Origin of the sequence: Roseibium album, from assembly GCF_965233825.1 — a bacterium.
GTDB classification, from domain to species: Bacteria; Pseudomonadota; Alphaproteobacteria; order Rhizobiales; family Stappiaceae; genus Roseibium; species Roseibium album.
Genome location: NZ_OZ247583.1, coordinates 5008605 through 5022869, shown reverse-complemented (window position 1 = coordinate 5022869; position 14265 = coordinate 5008605). Strand labels below are relative to the sequence as shown.

Sequence of the window (14265 nt, the reverse complement as noted above, 5' to 3'; positions counted from 1 at the left end):
GTAACAAAACGTAGCGCGGGCAGGCCCGCAGTCTTATTGGGAACAATAACAATGAACGGTCAGAATATCCGGATCCGCCTGAAGGCGTTTGACCACCGTATTCTCGACGCCTCCACCAAGGAGATCGTCAATACGGCCAAGCGGACCGGTGCTCAGGTGCGGGGTCCCGTGCCGCTGCCGACGCGGATCGAGAAGTACACGGTACTTCGCGGACCGCATATCGATAAGAAAAGCCGCGATCAGTTCGAGATGCGTACGCACAAGCGTCTTCTCGACATCGTGGATCCGACGCCCCAGACGGTGGACGCGCTGATGAAGCTCGACCTGGCCGCTGGTGTTGACGTCGAGATCAAGCTCTAAGGCGGGGTCAAGGGGACACATCATGCGTTCTGGAGTGATCGCTCAGAAAGTGGGCATGACCCGCATCTACAACGATGCGGGCGAGCATGTTCCAGTCACGGTTTTGCGGCTGGAAAACTGCCAGGTGGTAGCCCACCGGACTGACGAAAAGAATGGTTACACTGCGCTGCAGCTCGGCGCGGGTACCCGTAAAGTAAAGAATACGCCCAAGGCGCTGCGCGGTCATTTTGCTGTTGCAAAGGTCGAGCCTAAGCGGACGGTTGCCGAGTTCCGCGTAACAGCGGACAACTTGATTGACGTTGGCGCGGAAATGACCGCGGATCACTACGTCGAAGGCCAGTTCGTGGATGTGACCGGGACGTCCATCGGCAAGGGATTCGCCGGTGCGATGAAACGCCACAACTTCGGTGGTGGCCGTGCATCCCACGGTAACTCAATCTCGCACCGCTCACACGGTTCCACGGGTCAGTGTCAGGACCCGGGCCGCGTGTTCAAGGGCAAGAAAATGGCCGGTCATATGGGCGATGCCCGCGTGACCACGCAGAACCTGAAGGTTGTGCGCACTGATGTTGAGCGTGGCCTGATCATGGTCGAAGGTTCGGTTCCGGGTGCCAAAGGCGGCTGGATCCTGGTTCGCGACGCGATCAAAAAGGCGCTGCCGGAAAACGTTCCGGTTCCGGGTGCATTCAAGGCATCCGAAGCGGCTGAGGTTGCCGGGAAGGAGAGTGAGTGATGGAACTCCAGGTCAAGACCCTCGAAGGTGGGGCGGCCGGTTCGATCACGGTGTCTGACGAGATCTTTGGTCTCGAGCCGCGCACCGATTTGATCCACCGAGTGGTGCGCTGGCAGTTGGCCAAGCGCCAGGCGGGTACCCACAATACGCTGCAACGCGCGGATATCTCCGGTTCGACGAAGAAGTTCGTCCGCCAGAAGGGTTCCGGCGGCGCACGTCACGGTAACAAGAAAGCCCCGCAGTTCCGCGGTGGTGGCAAGGCGTTCGGTCCGAGCGTTCGTGATCATAGCCATGATCTGCCGAAGAAGGTTCGCTCCCTCGGTCTGAAGCATGCTTTGTCCGCGAAGGCGCGAGCTGACAGCATCGTTGTGGTCGAAGACGCGAAGGCAGCCGAAGCAAAGACCAAGGCTCTGAAGTCCCAGCTCGAAAAGCTCGGCCTGACCAGCGCTCTTGTGATTGACGGTGCCGACATCGACAACAACTTCGCACTGGCGTCCCGCAACATTCCGCATGTGGATGTGCTGCCAGTGCAGGGTATCAATGTTTACGACATCCTGCGGGCCAACACCCTGGTGTTGACCAAGGCTGCGGTGTCTGCACTTGAGGAGCGCTTCAAATGAGCAAACTTCCTCACTATGACAAAATCGTTGGCCCGGTAATCACCGAAAAGTCGACGATGGCTTCCGAAGAGAACAAGGTTGTCTTCAAGGTTGCCAATGACGCAACAAAGCCGGAAATCAAGGCCGCTGTCGAAGCACTGTTCGGCGTCAAGGTCACGGCAGTGAATACCCTGGTCCGCAAGGGCAAGGTGAAGCGCTTCCGCGGACGTCTTGGCCGCCAGTCCGACTTCAAGAAGGCCGTCGTTACGCTGCAGGAAGGTCACGGCATCGACGTGACCACCGGGCTCTGAGGCGGGGACTTAGAAAATGGCACTAAAGACATTCAATCCGACGTCCCCAGGTCGCCGTCAGCTTGTTCAGGTTGACCGCTCTGGCCTGCATAAGGGCAAGCCGGTCAAAACTCTGACCGAGGGTCTGTCCAAGAAGGGCGGTCGTAACAACACCGGTCGTCTGACGTCTCCAAACCGCGGTGGCGGTCACAAGCGGTCTTACCGTCTTGTCGACTTCAAGCGGCGCAAGTGGGACGTGCCGGCAACGGTCGAGCGCCTCGAGTACGATCCGAACAGGACCGCATTCATCGCTCTCATCCGTTACGAAGACGGCGAACTGAGCTACATCCTGGCGCCTCAGCGCCTGGCTGTCGGTGACACAGTTGTCGCCGGTGAAAACGTCGACGTGAAGCCGGGCAACGCAGCGCCGCTGTCGCGCATTCCGGTTGGAACGATCGTGCACAACATTGAGCTGAAGCCGGGCAAAGGCGCCCAGATCGCTCGGTCTGCCGGTGCATTCGTTCAAATCGTAGGCCGTGACCAGGGCTACACCACGCTGCGTCTCATGTCTGGTGAGCAGCGCCGTGTGCTTGGCACATGCATGGCTTCCATTGGTGCCGTGTCCAACCCGGACCACGGCAACATAAATCTCGGCAAGGCAGGCCGTTCCCGCTGGCTTGGCATTCGTCCGCATACTCGCGGCGTTGCCATGAACCCGATCGATCACCCACATGGTGGTGGTGAGGGCAGGACCTCTGGCGGTCGTCATCCGGTTACTCCTTGGGGTAAACCGACCAAAGGTAAGCGTACGCGGCGCAATAAGCAGACTGATAAGTATATCGTCCGCAGCCGCCACGCGCGCAAGAAGTAAAGGGCAAGGATCGTGGCACGTTCGATCTGGAAAGGTCCGTTTGTCGACGGGTATCTGCTGAACAAAGCGGACAAGGTACGTGAGTCCGGCCGGAACGAGGTCATCAAGACCTGGAGCCGCCGCTCAACGATCCTGCCGCAGTTCGTCGGTTTGACCTTCGGCGTCTACAACGGTCAAAAGCACGTTCCGGTGCTGGTGTCTGAAGAAATGATCGGTCACAAGTTCGGTGAGTTTTCACCGAGCCGGACCTATTACGGTCATGGCGCCGACAAGAAGGCGAAGAGGAAGTAACGATGGGCAAGCCGAAGCGTGAGCGGACGCTCGCTGACAACGAGGCAAGGGCAATGACCCGTATGCTGCGTGTTTCTCCTCGCAAGCTGAACCTCGTTGCGGCTGCGATCCGCGGCAAAAAAGTCGGTTCCGCCATTGCGGACCTGACGTTCTCCCGCAAGCGCATCGCGCAGGATGTCAAGAAAACACTGATGTCAGCCGTTGCGAATGCGGAAAACAATCATGACCTGGATATCGACAACCTGGTGGTTGCCGAAGCTCATGTTGGCAAAGCTTTTGTCATCAAGCGGTTCCAGGCCCGTGCACGCGGCCGTGTCGGTCGGATCGAGAAGCCTTTCTCGAACCTGACCATCGTCGTGCGTGAACTTGAGGAGACCGCCTGATGGGACATAAAGTAAACCCGATCGGCATGCGCCTCGGGATTAACCGCACCTGGGATTCCCGCTGGTACGCGAACAAGAACGAATACGGCGACCTTCTTCATGAAGATTTCCGCATCCGTGAATTCCTCCTGAAGGAATTGAAGCAGGCCGCGGTTTCAAAGGTTGTGATCGAGCGCCCGCACAAGAAGTGCCGCGTGTCCATTCATTCCGGCCGTCCGGGTGTGGTCATCGGTAAAAAAGGTGCCGACATCGAGCGTCTTCGCAAGAAGATTGCCGATATCACCAATTCGGAAGTGCACCTCAACATCGTTGAAGTTCGCAAGCCGGAAATCGACGCGACACTGGTTGCCGCCTCGATCGCTCAGCAGCTGGAACGCCGCGTTGCTTTCCGCCGCGCCATGAAACGGGCTGTTCAGTCCGCCATGCGTCTTGGCGCCCAGGGCATCCGGATCAATTGCGGCGGACGCCTCGGCGGTGCGGAAATCGCGCGTATCGAATGGTACCGTGAAGGCCGTGTGCCGCTTCACACACTGCGTGCCGACATCGATTACGGTGTTGCGAGCGCCCACACGGCTTACGGTGTGTGCGGTGTGAAGGTCTGGATCTTCAAGGGTGAAATTCTGGAGCATGACCCGATGGCGTCCGAGCGTCGCGCAACGGCTGCTTCCGAAGGTAACCACGGTGATCGCGGCGGACGCCGGGATCGGGGCCGCGAGCGCGCAGCTTAAGTCAAGCTGCCAGCCGCTCGTAAGACAAGAAAGACGAGAGAAGAACGATGCTGCAACCGAAGCGCACAAAGTTCCGCAAGCAGCACAAGGGCCGCATCCACGGCTTGTCGAAGGGGGGCACCGACCTCAACTTCGGCGCATTCGGTCTGAAGGCTTTGGAGCCAGAGCGTGTGACTGCACGTCAGATCGAAGCGGCCCGTCGTGCTATGACCCGTCACATGAAGCGTGCGGGTCGTGTTTGGATCCGTATCTTCCCGGACGTTCCGGTTTCATCGAAGCCAGCCGAAGTCCGCATGGGTAAGGGTAAAGGTTCTCCGGATTACTGGGCTTGCCGTGTCAAGCCTGGCCGGATCATGTTTGAAATCGACGGTGTGCCGGAAGACATTGCGCGTGAAGCCATGCGTCTTGCCGCCGCCAAGCTGCCGATCAAGTGCCGTTTCGTTCAGCGTATCGGCGAGTAAGGCACGCGAGGAGTTAAGCCATGAAGGCGACCGATGTACGGGCCAAGACCCCCGACGAGCTCCGTGGTGAGCTTGAAGTCCTGAAGAAAGAACAGTTCAATCTGCGCTTTCAGAAGGCAACGGGTCAGCTCGAAAACACAGCGCGAGTCCGGCAGATCCGCCGGGACATCGCGCGTATCCAGACGATCATGCGCGAAAAGCGCGTGTCGACTAACGCGTAAGGAGACGGCAATGCCGAAGCGTATCCTGCAGGGCACCGTTGTCAGCAACGCGAATGACAAGACGGTGACGGTTAACGTGGAGCGCCGCTTCACCCACCCGCTGCTGAAGAAGACTGTGCGCCGGACGAAGAAGTACCGCGCACACGACGAAAGCAACCAGTACAAGGTTGGCGACTCTGTTCAGATTGAAGAGTGTGCGCCGGTCTCGAAAAACAAACGTTGGACTGTGGTCGCTCAGTGACCACGCTCCATTCAGTGAGCATCAGGCGCCCGTGACCCGAGCGCCACTAGAAGAACAAGGCAGCCAGTCATGATTCAGATGCAAACAAACCTCGACGTCGCCGACAATTCCGGCGCCCGTCGTGTCATGTGCATCAAAGTGCTCGGCGGCTCCAAGCGTAAATACGCCCAGGTCGGAGACATCATCGTTGTTTCCGTCAAAGAGGCTATTCCGCGGGGGCGCGTCAAAAAGGGCGACGTGATGAAGGCTGTCGTCGTGCGCACGGCTAAGGATATCCGCCGTCCCGATGGCAGCGTGATCCGGTTCGACCGCAATGCGGCCGTGCTGGTCAACAACAACAAGGAGCCGGTCGGCACCCGTATCTTCGGTCCGGTGCCGCGTGAACTCCGCGCAAAGAACCATATGAAGATCATATCGCTCGCGCCGGAGGTGCTCTGATGGCTGCGAAAATTAAAAAAGGCGACACGGTGGTCGTTCTGACCGGTCGTGACAAGGGTAAGTCCGGCGAGGTCATTCAGATGATCAAGTCCGACAACAAGGCCCTGGTCCGTGGTATCAACATGGTCCGCCGCCACCAGAAACAGACCCAGGCGCAGGAAGCTGGTATCGTGTCCAAAGAGGCACCGATCCACCTGTCCAATATCGCGCTGGCCGATCCTAAGGACGGCAAGCCGACGCGTGTCGGTTTCAAAGTGCAGGACGATGGCACCAAGGTACGTGTGGCCAGACGTTCGGGAGACCTGATCGATGGCTGAGACCACTAATGTGCCGCGTCTGAAGACGCATTACAATGACGTCGTGCGCGAGCAGCTTCTGGAGAAATTCCAGTACAAGAACGTCATGCAGGTTCCGCAACTGGAAAAGATCGTCCTCAACATCGGTGTTGGCGAGGCGGTTGCAGACTCCAAGAAAGCGCGTATTGCTGCTGAAGACCTGGCTGCGATTGCCGGCCAGAAGCCGGTCATCACCAAGGCCAAGAAATCCATCGCGACCTTCAAGGTTCGTGAAGGCATGCCGCTTGGTGCGAAGGTGACTTTGCGCAGTCAGCAGATGTACGAATTCATGGACCGTCTGATCACAATCGCGCTTCCGCGTGTTCGTGACTTCCGTGGCCTGAACCCTAAGAGCTTCGACGGTCGTGGCAACTACGCCATGGGTATCAAAGAGCACATCGTGTTCCCGGAGATCGAGTACGACAAGGTCGACCAGATCTGGGGTATGGATGTGATCGTTTGCACCACGGCGCCGACTGATGACGAGGCACGCGAGCTTCTGCGCGCGTTCAACTTCCCGTTCACGAAGTAACGGGCAAGGAAGGGACCGACGATGGCGAAGAAAAGCGCAATCGAGAAAAACAAGCGCCGCGAGAAGCTTGTCAAGAAATATGCTGAGAAGCGCTCTGCTCTCAAGGCGATGGCTAAAGATGAAAGCCTGTCTCTGGAAGAGCGGTACAACGCACGTCTGAAGCTGGCGAAACTGCCACGGAACTCTGCACCGAACCGCGTTCGCAACCGTTGCGAAGTGTCCGGTCGCCCGCGCGGTTTTTACCGCAAGTTGAAGATGTCACGTATCGCGCTTCGTGAACTTGGCTCCCTGGGAAAGATCCCGGGCCTGGTCAAGTCGAGCTGGTAAGGAGAAACTCCGATGGCAATTACTGATCCGTTGGGGGATATGTTGACCCGGATTCGCAACGCCCAGATGCGTCGCAAGAACAAGGTCAATTCACCAAATTCCAAATTGCGTGCACACGTACTTGATGTGCTTGCAAAAGAGGGTTACATCCGTGGCTACACCACGGTTGACTACGAGGGCGGTAAGTCCGAGTTGGAAATCGAACTGAAGTATTTCGACGGTGAACCGGTTATCCGCACGATTGAGCGGGTATCAAAGCCGGGGCGCCGCGTTTACTCGTCGGTGAGAAACATCCCGCATGTCTCCAATGGCCTGGGCGTGTCGATCATATCGACTCCGCGTGGTGTCATGAGCGACCATCAGGCGCGGGATGAAAATGTAGGTGGTGAGGTGCTTTGCCGCGTCTTCTGATGCGGTTACCTTATCTTTAAACAACGACAAGGTTGGTCACATGTCTCGTATTGGCAAAAAGCCAGTCCCCGTGCCAAGCGGGGTAACGGCATCGATCGACGGTCAGACAGTTACGGTCAAGGGCCCGAAAGGCGAAAAAGCTTTCGTGCTCAATGATCTTGTTCTGGCCGAAATGACTGATGACGGGATCAAGATTGATCCACGCAACGATACCAAGCCTGCTCGCTCCATGTGGGGCATGAGCCGGACGATGGTGTTGAACCTGATAACCGGCGTAACGGAGGGCTTCAAGAAAGACCTCGCGATCACCGGTGTCGGTTACCGCGCCCAGGTCCAGGGCCAAAATCTTCAGCTCGCGCTGGGTTTCTCGCATGACGTTGTCTATCCGATCCCGGAAGGCATCGACATCAAATGCCCGAAACCAACGGAAATCAACATCACAGGTACCGACAAACAGCGTGTCGGTCAGGTGGCTGCTGAAATCCGCGAATTCCGCCCGCCGGAACCCTACAAGGGTAAAGGCGTACGTTATGCAGACGAGTTCATCGTCCGCAAAGAAGGCAAGAAGAAGTAACGGACCTGGATCATGGCGAACAGCAAACAAGCTTTCGAACGCCGCCGCGATCGCGTGCGTCGTTCGATCAGGAAAGCCGCCGGCGAACGCCCGCGCCTTTCCATCTTCCGCTCGTCGAAGCAGATCTATGCCCAGATCATTGACGATGCGAAGGGGCATACAATTGCCTCTGCTTCTACGATCGAAAATGATCTCAAGGGCAGCCTGAAAACGGGCGCCGACGTCGCAGCAGCTGCTGCCGTTGGCAAGCTTGTCGCAGAGCGAGCAGTAGCCGCAGGCGTCAAGCAGGTCGTGTTCGACCGGGGCGGGTACATGTATCATGGGCGTATCAAAGCGCTTGCCGATGCAGCCCGCGAAGGTGGACTTGAATTCTGACCAGCGCCCGTTGGCGCTCTTAAGAACGGAAGACGTATAAAATGGCGAGACAGGATAATCGCGATCGCGATGAGCGAGACAGCGAATTCGTCGACAAGCTCGTTCACATCAACCGCGTTGCAAAAGTGGTCAAGGGTGGCCGTCGCTTCGGGTTCGCAGCGCTTGTTGTGGTTGGTGACCAGAAGGGCCGTGTCGGCTTCGGTCATGGCAAGGCACGCGAAGTGCCGGAAGCCATCCGTAAGGCAACAGAAGCTGCAAAGCGCACGATGATCCGTGTGCCGCTTCGCGAAGGTCGTACCCTCCATCACGATGTGGAAGGCCGTCATGGTGCCGGCAAGGTTCTGCTGCGTGCAGCTCCGGCAGGTACCGGTATCATCGCAGGTGGCCCGATGCGTGCAGTGTTCGAGACGCTCGGCGTCCAGGACGTTGTTGCAAAGTCCCTCGGGACATCGAACCCTTACAACATGGTTCGTGCAACGTTTGCCGCGTTGAAAAAGGAAGACAGCCCGCGTTCTGTCGCCGCCCGCCGTGGCCTGAAGGTTTCAGTGCTGCAGTCGCGGCGTCGTGACAACAACGAAGAGGCGGCTCCGGCTGCCGCCGAGGCTTGACCTTGGCGGCTCCGGACCCCAGCTGAAAGAGGGTAGGTTCCATGGCGAACACAGAAAAGACTGTTACGGTCGAACAGATCGGCAGCCCGCTGCGCCGTCCGAAGGATCAGCGCGCGACGCTCGTCGGTCTTGGCCTGAACAAGATGCACCGCCGTTCCACGCTGAAGGATACTCCTGAAGTGCGCGGCATGATCAATAAGGTCCAGCATCTCGTTCGCGTCGTCGAAGACAACGCATAAGGACGGGGTGAGGAGAAACAAAATGAAGCTCAACGAACTTCGTGACAACGAAGGTGCCGTATCAGAGCGCACTCGCGTTGGACGCGGCATCGGGTCCGGCAAGGGCAAGACCGGTGGCCGTGGCGTCAAAGGTCAGAAGTCTCGCTCCGGCGTGTCAATCAAAGGCTTTGAAGGCGGTCAGATGCCGCTTCACCGCCGTCTGCCGAAGCGTGGTTTCACGAACATTTTCGCCAAGGACTACAACACTGTGTCCGTTGGCCGTGTTCAAAAGGCTATAGACGCCGGCAAACTGAACGCTTCCGAGACGGTGACCGTCGAAGTGCTCAAGGCTGCAGGCGTAGTCAAACGGGTTCGTGACGGTGTCCGCATCGTTGCCAACGGTGAATTGACAACGGCAGTGACCTTTGAAGTTGCCGGTGCCTCCAAAGGCGCTGTTGCAGCAATTGAAAAAGCGGGCGGCAAGGTTGCCGTTCTGGGAGCTCAGGCTTAACAGCCTGGGCTTTACCCGTTTCTGGGCAAGCATACAACCGGAGTAGGGCATGGCATCGGCCGCCGAGCAACTGGCTTCAAATCTGAATTTCTCAGCTTTTGCGAAGGCTGAAGAACTCAAAAAGCGCATCTGGTTCACGCTAGGGGCGCTTTTGGTTTATCGATTGGGTACTTATATCCCGATGCCCGGAATTAATCCGGAAACGTTCGCACAGGTGTTTGGACAGGCCCAGACCGGTATTCTCGGCATGGTCAACATGTTCACCGGTGGTGCGATCGAGCGCATGGCGATCTTTGCCCTCGGCATCATGCCGTATATTTCCGCCTCCATTATCATGCAGCTGATGACGACGGTTGTTCCGACGCTTGAGCAGCTGAAAAAGGAAGGTGAGCAAGGCCGAAAGGTCATTAACCAGTACACGCGTTACGGCACAGTCGTATTGGCGACTTTCCAGGCCTACGGGATTGCTGTCGGACTGGAATCCCAGAGCGTCGTGACGGATCCGGGCTGGTTTTTCCGAGCCTCAACCGTGATTACGCTGGTCGGCGGCACCATGTTCCTGATGTGGCTTGGTGAACAGATCACGTCGCGTGGTATCGGCAACGGTATTTCTCTGATTATCTTTGCCGGTATTGTTGCCGGTCTGCCTTCCGCCGTTGTGCAGACGTTGGAACTTGGACGCCAGGGATCTCTGGCGACCTGGATTATTCTGGCGGTTATAATTCTTGCCGTTGCAGTGATCGGTTTCATTGTTTTCATGGAACGGGCGCAAAGGCGGTTGCTGATTCAGTATCCGAAACGGCAGATGGGCAACCGGATGTTCGAGGGCAATACCTCGTTCCTGCCGCTGAAGCTGAATACGGCCGGTGTGATTCCACCGATCTTCGCGTCGTCGCTGTTGCTCGTTCCAGCTACCTTCGCCGGATTCGGTCAAGGCAGCGGCAACGAATGGCTGACTTACATAACTGCGGCGCTTGGTCACGGACAACCGCTGTTCATGGTCTTCTACGCAGCCATGATCATCTTCTTCTGTTTCTTCTATACGGCGATTGTCTTCAATCCGAGCGATACAGCCGATAACCTCAAGAAACACGGCGGTTTTATCCCGGGCATCCGTCCTGGAGAGCGGACTGCGCAATACATCGACTATGTCCTGACACGCGTCACTGTCGTGGGTGCGATCTACATCACCATCGTTTGTCTATTACCCGAATTCCTCATTTCGGCTACTGGCGTTCCGTTCTATTTCGGGGGAACCTCTTTGCTGATTGTCGTAAGCGTGACAATGGACACCGTGTCGCAGATCCAGGGCCACCTGCTTGCGCATCAGTATGAGGGACTGGTGAAGAAAGCTAAACTCAGGGGGAAACGTCGATGAGGCTAATTCTGGTTGGACCGCCGGGGGCGGGTAAAGGGACACAGGCTGCACGCCTTGTCGAAAGGTACGGCATCCCACAGCTGTCCACCGGAGATATGCTTCGTGCGGCGGTTGCCGCGCAGACCCCTGTCGGCTTGAAAGCCAAGGAAGTCATGGATGCCGGTGGTCTGGTATCGGACGAAATCGTCGTCGGTATCATCCGGGACCGGATTGCTGAAGATGATGCCGAAAACGGCTTTATCCTGGATGGCTTCCCGCGCACTCTTGCACAGGCGGAGGCGTTGGACGAGATGCTTGAAGACAGCGGCCTGAAGCTCAATCGGGTTCTGGAACTGCGTGTTGATCAGACAAAGCTCGTTGACCGGATCATCAAGCGGGCAGAAGATGCCAAGGCTGCCGGTCAGGAAGTCCGCAAGGATGACGACCCTGAAGTATTCAAGCAGCGTCTTGAAGCCTATAACCGCGATACCGCAATCGTTGTGCCTTACTACGAGAAATCAGGCCATCTTTCGGTGATCGACGGCATGCAGGCCATTGATGAAGTATCGGCTTCTATCGAATCCGTTCTTCAAGGGCTTGACGAGAAGGTTTAAGAGCGTTAAGGGACGCGCTCTATCAGACAGTTTGGCCGGTTCCATGTAAGTGGGACCGGCATTCTCTGTGCCGGGAGTTCCCGGCATTTCGCACCCCGCAAGGGCCGGACTCCACCGGACGCGGGCTTTAACCACTGCGGTTTGCCGAAATGGCCGACCGCTCTAGACATGGAGACAAACGTGGCACGTATTGCTGGCGTTAACATCCCGACAAACAAGCGCGTTGTCATCGCGCTTCAGTATATTCACGGCATCGGCGCAAAGTTCGCCCAGGAAATCGTCGAAAAGAACAATATCGACACATCCCGCCGTGTGAATGAACTTTCCGATGCTGAAGTTCTGTCCATCCGTGAAACCATCGACCGCGATTATATGGTGGAAGGTGATCTTCGCCGTGACACGGCAATGAACATCAAGCGTCTTATGGACCTTGGCTGCTACCGCGGCCTGCGTCACCGCCGCGGACTTCCGGTTCGTGGACAGCGGACGCATACGAACGCACGTACCCGCAAGGGTCCGGCGAAACCGATCGCTGGCAAGAAAAAATAATCATCAGCGCCGCGATTGGTGGTGGAGCTGCCGGAATTACGGCAGTGAAGAGATCAATACAAGGATACAAGAATGGCTAAAGACACGACGCGTGTGCGTCGCCGCGAACGCAAGAACATCTCTTCCGGCGTTGCGCATGTGAATTCCACATTCAACAACACCATGATTACGATTACCGATGCACAGGGCAACGCGATTTCCTGGTCGTCTGCTGGTGCGCTCGGCTTCAAGGGCTCTCGTAAGTCGACGCCGTATGCTGCCCAGGTTGCTGCTGAAGATGCTGCAAAGAAAGCTGCTGAACACGGCATGCGCACTCTTGAGGTCGAAGTCCGTGGTCCGGGTTCAGGTCGTGAATCTGCTCTGCGCGCGTTGCAAGCTGCCGGATTCCTGATTACGTCCATTCGTGACGTAACACCGATTCCGCACAATGGCTGCCGTCCGCGTAAGCGCCGCCGCGTCTAAGGCTTTCCGGCTTTAGGTACCTGTTTCTCCAAATGGCAAAGAATGGCCCGGCCTTGAAGAGCCGGGCGGGATAGCCGAAGGGACGAAAACGTGACCATTCAGAAAAACTGGCAAGAATTGATCAAGCCGACCAAACTCGAGATCAAGCCGGGTCATGATCCGCGCTTTCTGGCAACCGTCGTTGCCGAGCCTCTTGAGCGCGGTTACGGCCTGACTTTGGGCAACGCGCTCCGCCGCATTCTGCTGTCTTCCCTGCAAGGGGCGGCTGTGACTGCAGTTCAGATCGATGGCGTTCTGCACGAGTTCTCGTCGATCCCCGGTGTTCGCGAGGACGTCACCGATATCGTGCTCAACATCAAGGAAATCGCCATCCGCATGGAAGGTGAAGGTCCAAAGCGCATGGTCGTGCGCAAGCAGGGCCCAGGTGTTGTGACCGCCGGTGACATTCAGACCGTTGGTGATGTGGAAGTGCTCAATCCGGATCTGGTGCTTTGCACACTGGATGAGGGCGCGGAAATTCGCATGGAATTCACCGTCAATACCGGTAAAGGCTATCATTCTTCCGACCGCAACCGCCCGGAAGATGCTCCGATCGGACTTATTCCTGTCGACAGCCTCTACTCTCCTGTCAAGAAGGTCTCCTACAAGGTGGAAAACACCCGTGAAGGCCAGGTTCTTGACTATGACAAGCTGACCCTGACCGTCGAATCCGATGGTTCCGTCAAGCCGGATGATGCAGTGGCATTTGCCGCACGCATTCTGCAGGATCAGCTTTCCATCTTCGTCAACTTCGAAGAGCCGCAACGCGAAGTCGCCGAGGACACTGTCCCGGAACTTGCTTTCAATCCGGCACTTTTGAAGAAAGTCGACGAACTGGAACTGTCTGTCCGGTCTGCAAACTGCCTGAAGAACGACAATATCGTATATATTGGCGATCTCATTCAGAAGACCGAAGCGGAAATGCTGCGGACACCGAATTTCGGCCGCAAGTCGCTCAACGAGATCAAGGAAGTTCTCGCCCAGATGGGTCTCCATCTCGGCATGGAAGTCGCCAACTGGCCGCCGGAGAACATCGACGATCTCGCCAAGCGTTACGAAGACCATCAGTATTAAGGGGCGTACGCGTCCCTAAGGGCTCAACCGGGCAAATGCTACAAGTGAAAGAGCAGATTGCCTGAAAGAAAAAGGAGAGGGCCATGCGCCACGGTAAATCCGGCCGCAAGCTCAACCGGACCTCTAGCCACCGCAAGGCTATGTTCGCAAACATGGCAGCTTCGCTGATCAAGCATGAACAGATCGTGACGACGCTGCCGAAGGCTAAAGAAATGAAGCCGATCATCGACAAGCTCATCACCCTGGGCAAGCGTGGTGATCTGCATGCACGCCGCCAGGCCATTTCGCAGATTCGCGACACGGCCATGGTTGCCAAGCTGTTCGACACGCTCGGCGAACGCTACAAGGACCGCAGCGGCGGCTACTCGCGCGTTCTCAAAGCGGGCTTCCGCTATGGCGACAACGCACCGATGGCGGTCATCGAACTGGTCGATCGTGACCCGGATGCTCGTGGTGCTGACGATCGTGCTCGTGCCGAGGCTGAAGAAACTGCTGAAAACGCAGCGTAAGAAGTCAGCGACGTAACAGACTTGAAAGGCGGGCAGCTTGCCCGCCTTTTTTGTTGCCGAATTGACAAGTCCAGCGCCGGTTTTATCATTGAAAAATGAAACCCCAGATTATCATTGCATTAATGAAAACTACCTAGGTTTGCCGCAACACCTC

27 protein-coding genes are annotated in these 14265 nt (G+C 57.0%); all 27 read left to right on the top strand.

From position 1 onward, the window contains the following. Nucleotides 1-51 precede the first annotated feature (51 nt). Nucleotides 52-360: a 30S ribosomal protein S10 gene (rpsJ, locus tag ACO6TI_RS23000; RefSeq protein ID WP_006936455.1), complete on the top strand. Its 309-nt coding sequence runs from the start codon at nucleotides 52-54 to the stop codon at nucleotides 358-360. Between the two features lie 22 nt (nucleotides 361-382). Next, complete coding sequence (rplC, locus tag ACO6TI_RS22995) at nucleotides 383-1093, top strand: 50S ribosomal protein L3 (protein WP_055115940.1); 711 nt, start codon at nucleotides 383-385, stop codon at nucleotides 1091-1093. Further along, the gene (rplD, locus tag ACO6TI_RS22990; RefSeq protein WP_055115938.1) at nucleotides 1093-1713 is read left to right on the top strand and encodes a 50S ribosomal protein L4; all 621 of its coding nucleotides are present in this window, start codon (nucleotides 1093-1095) and stop codon (nucleotides 1711-1713) included. The genes rplC and rplD overlap by 1 nt, the downstream gene beginning before the upstream one ends. Continuing rightward, nucleotides 1710-2003 carry a 50S ribosomal protein L23 gene (locus ACO6TI_RS22985; protein ID WP_029061773.1) on the top strand — a complete coding sequence of 98 codons (294 nt, stop codon included), beginning with the start codon at nucleotides 1710-1712 and terminating at the stop codon, nucleotides 2001-2003. Before rplD ends, ACO6TI_RS22985 begins: the two co-directional genes overlap by 4 nt. A 16-nt stretch (nucleotides 2004-2019) precedes the next feature. Next, nucleotides 2020-2853: a 50S ribosomal protein L2 gene (rplB, locus tag ACO6TI_RS22980; protein ID WP_055115936.1), complete on the top strand. Its 834-nt coding sequence runs from the start codon at nucleotides 2020-2022 to the stop codon at nucleotides 2851-2853. Nucleotides 2854-2865: 12 nt separating this feature from the next. After that, the gene (gene rpsS / locus ACO6TI_RS22975) at nucleotides 2866-3144 is read left to right on the top strand and encodes a 30S ribosomal protein S19 (protein ID WP_029061775.1); all 279 of its coding nucleotides are present in this window, start codon (nucleotides 2866-2868) and stop codon (nucleotides 3142-3144) included. Between the two features lie 2 nt (nucleotides 3145-3146). Continuing rightward, nucleotides 3147-3527: a 50S ribosomal protein L22 gene (gene rplV, locus ACO6TI_RS22970; protein WP_035898396.1), complete on the top strand. Its 381-nt coding sequence runs from the start codon at nucleotides 3147-3149 to the stop codon at nucleotides 3525-3527. Beyond that, nucleotides 3527-4255, top strand: coding sequence for a 30S ribosomal protein S3 (gene rpsC, locus ACO6TI_RS22965; RefSeq protein ID WP_055115934.1), 729 nt, complete (start codon nucleotides 3527-3529; stop codon nucleotides 4253-4255). Before rplV ends, rpsC begins: the two co-directional genes overlap by 1 nt. 47 nt (nucleotides 4256-4302) lie before the next feature. Next, nucleotides 4303-4716, top strand: a complete 414-nt coding sequence (gene rplP / locus ACO6TI_RS22960) for a 50S ribosomal protein L16 (RefSeq protein ID WP_055115933.1) — start codon at nucleotides 4303-4305, stop codon at nucleotides 4714-4716. A gap of 20 nt (nucleotides 4717-4736) precedes the next feature. Then, nucleotides 4737-4937 carry a 50S ribosomal protein L29 gene (gene rpmC / locus ACO6TI_RS22955; RefSeq protein ID WP_029061779.1) on the top strand — a complete coding sequence of 67 codons (201 nt, stop codon included), beginning with the start codon at nucleotides 4737-4739 and terminating at the stop codon, nucleotides 4935-4937. Between the two features lie 10 nt (nucleotides 4938-4947). After that, entirely contained in the window at nucleotides 4948-5178 is a 231-nt protein-coding gene (rpsQ, locus tag ACO6TI_RS22950) for a 30S ribosomal protein S17 (protein WP_029061780.1), read from the top strand. Between the two features lie 69 nt (nucleotides 5179-5247). Next, the gene (rplN, locus tag ACO6TI_RS22945) at nucleotides 5248-5616 is read left to right on the top strand and encodes a 50S ribosomal protein L14 (protein WP_008191626.1); all 369 of its coding nucleotides are present in this window, start codon (nucleotides 5248-5250) and stop codon (nucleotides 5614-5616) included. After that, nucleotides 5616-5933 carry a 50S ribosomal protein L24 gene (gene rplX / locus ACO6TI_RS22940; RefSeq protein ID WP_029061781.1) on the top strand — a complete coding sequence of 106 codons (318 nt, stop codon included), beginning with the start codon at nucleotides 5616-5618 and terminating at the stop codon, nucleotides 5931-5933. Before rplN ends, rplX begins: the two co-directional genes overlap by 1 nt. Beyond that, nucleotides 5926-6483 (top strand): 50S ribosomal protein L5, encoded by a 558-nt coding sequence (gene rplE / locus ACO6TI_RS22935; protein WP_055115931.1) that lies wholly within the window; start codon nucleotides 5926-5928, stop codon nucleotides 6481-6483. Before rplX ends, rplE begins: the two co-directional genes overlap by 8 nt. Nucleotides 6484-6504: 21 nt before the next feature. Then, nucleotides 6505-6810, top strand: coding sequence for a 30S ribosomal protein S14 (gene rpsN / locus ACO6TI_RS22930; RefSeq protein ID WP_055115929.1), 306 nt, complete (start codon nucleotides 6505-6507; stop codon nucleotides 6808-6810). A gap of 12 nt (nucleotides 6811-6822) precedes the next feature. Then, a complete protein-coding gene (rpsH, locus tag ACO6TI_RS22925; RefSeq protein ID WP_029061784.1) occupies nucleotides 6823-7221 on the top strand; it encodes a 30S ribosomal protein S8 in 399 nt (132 codons plus the stop codon). A gap of 40 nt (nucleotides 7222-7261) precedes the next feature. Further along, the gene (rplF, locus tag ACO6TI_RS22920) at nucleotides 7262-7795 is read left to right on the top strand and encodes a 50S ribosomal protein L6 (RefSeq protein ID WP_055115926.1); all 534 of its coding nucleotides are present in this window, start codon (nucleotides 7262-7264) and stop codon (nucleotides 7793-7795) included. 12 nt (nucleotides 7796-7807) lie between these two features. Beyond that, a complete protein-coding gene (gene rplR / locus ACO6TI_RS22915; RefSeq protein WP_055115924.1) occupies nucleotides 7808-8170 on the top strand; it encodes a 50S ribosomal protein L18 in 363 nt (120 codons plus the stop codon). A gap of 41 nt (nucleotides 8171-8211) precedes the next feature. Next, on the top strand, nucleotides 8212-8778 hold the full coding sequence (gene rpsE / locus ACO6TI_RS22910) for a 30S ribosomal protein S5 (RefSeq protein WP_035898399.1): 567 nt from the start codon (nucleotides 8212-8214) through the stop codon (nucleotides 8776-8778). Between the two features lie 41 nt (nucleotides 8779-8819). Then, complete coding sequence (gene rpmD, locus ACO6TI_RS22905) at nucleotides 8820-9017, top strand: 50S ribosomal protein L30 (RefSeq protein ID WP_006936433.1); 198 nt, start codon at nucleotides 8820-8822, stop codon at nucleotides 9015-9017. A 22-nt stretch (nucleotides 9018-9039) separates the two neighbouring features. Then, a complete protein-coding gene (gene rplO / locus ACO6TI_RS22900; RefSeq protein WP_055116824.1) occupies nucleotides 9040-9507 on the top strand; it encodes a 50S ribosomal protein L15 in 468 nt (155 codons plus the stop codon). Nucleotides 9508-9556: 49 nt separating this feature from the next. Then, on the top strand, nucleotides 9557-10885 hold the full coding sequence (secY, locus tag ACO6TI_RS22895; RefSeq protein WP_029061788.1) for a preprotein translocase subunit SecY: 1329 nt from the start codon (nucleotides 9557-9559) through the stop codon (nucleotides 10883-10885). Continuing rightward, nucleotides 10882-11478 (top strand): adenylate kinase, encoded by a 597-nt coding sequence (locus tag ACO6TI_RS22890; protein ID WP_055115922.1) that lies wholly within the window; start codon nucleotides 10882-10884, stop codon nucleotides 11476-11478. The genes secY and ACO6TI_RS22890 overlap by 4 nt, the downstream gene beginning before the upstream one ends. A 180-nt stretch (nucleotides 11479-11658) precedes the next feature. Further along, complete coding sequence (gene rpsM, locus ACO6TI_RS22885; protein WP_055116822.1) at nucleotides 11659-12027, top strand: 30S ribosomal protein S13; 369 nt, start codon at nucleotides 11659-11661, stop codon at nucleotides 12025-12027. Nucleotides 12028-12099: 72 nt separating this feature from the next. After that, nucleotides 12100-12489 carry a 30S ribosomal protein S11 gene (rpsK, locus tag ACO6TI_RS22880; RefSeq protein WP_006936427.1) on the top strand — a complete coding sequence of 130 codons (390 nt, stop codon included), beginning with the start codon at nucleotides 12100-12102 and terminating at the stop codon, nucleotides 12487-12489. Nucleotides 12490-12579: 90 nt separating this feature from the next. After that, nucleotides 12580-13602, top strand: coding sequence for a DNA-directed RNA polymerase subunit alpha (locus ACO6TI_RS22875; RefSeq protein ID WP_055115921.1), 1023 nt, complete (start codon nucleotides 12580-12582; stop codon nucleotides 13600-13602). Nucleotides 13603-13685: 83 nt separating this feature from the next. Further along, the gene (gene rplQ / locus ACO6TI_RS22870) at nucleotides 13686-14111 is read left to right on the top strand and encodes a 50S ribosomal protein L17 (RefSeq protein WP_055115919.1); all 426 of its coding nucleotides are present in this window, start codon (nucleotides 13686-13688) and stop codon (nucleotides 14109-14111) included. The last annotated feature ends 154 nt before the right edge of the window (nucleotides 14112-14265 follow it).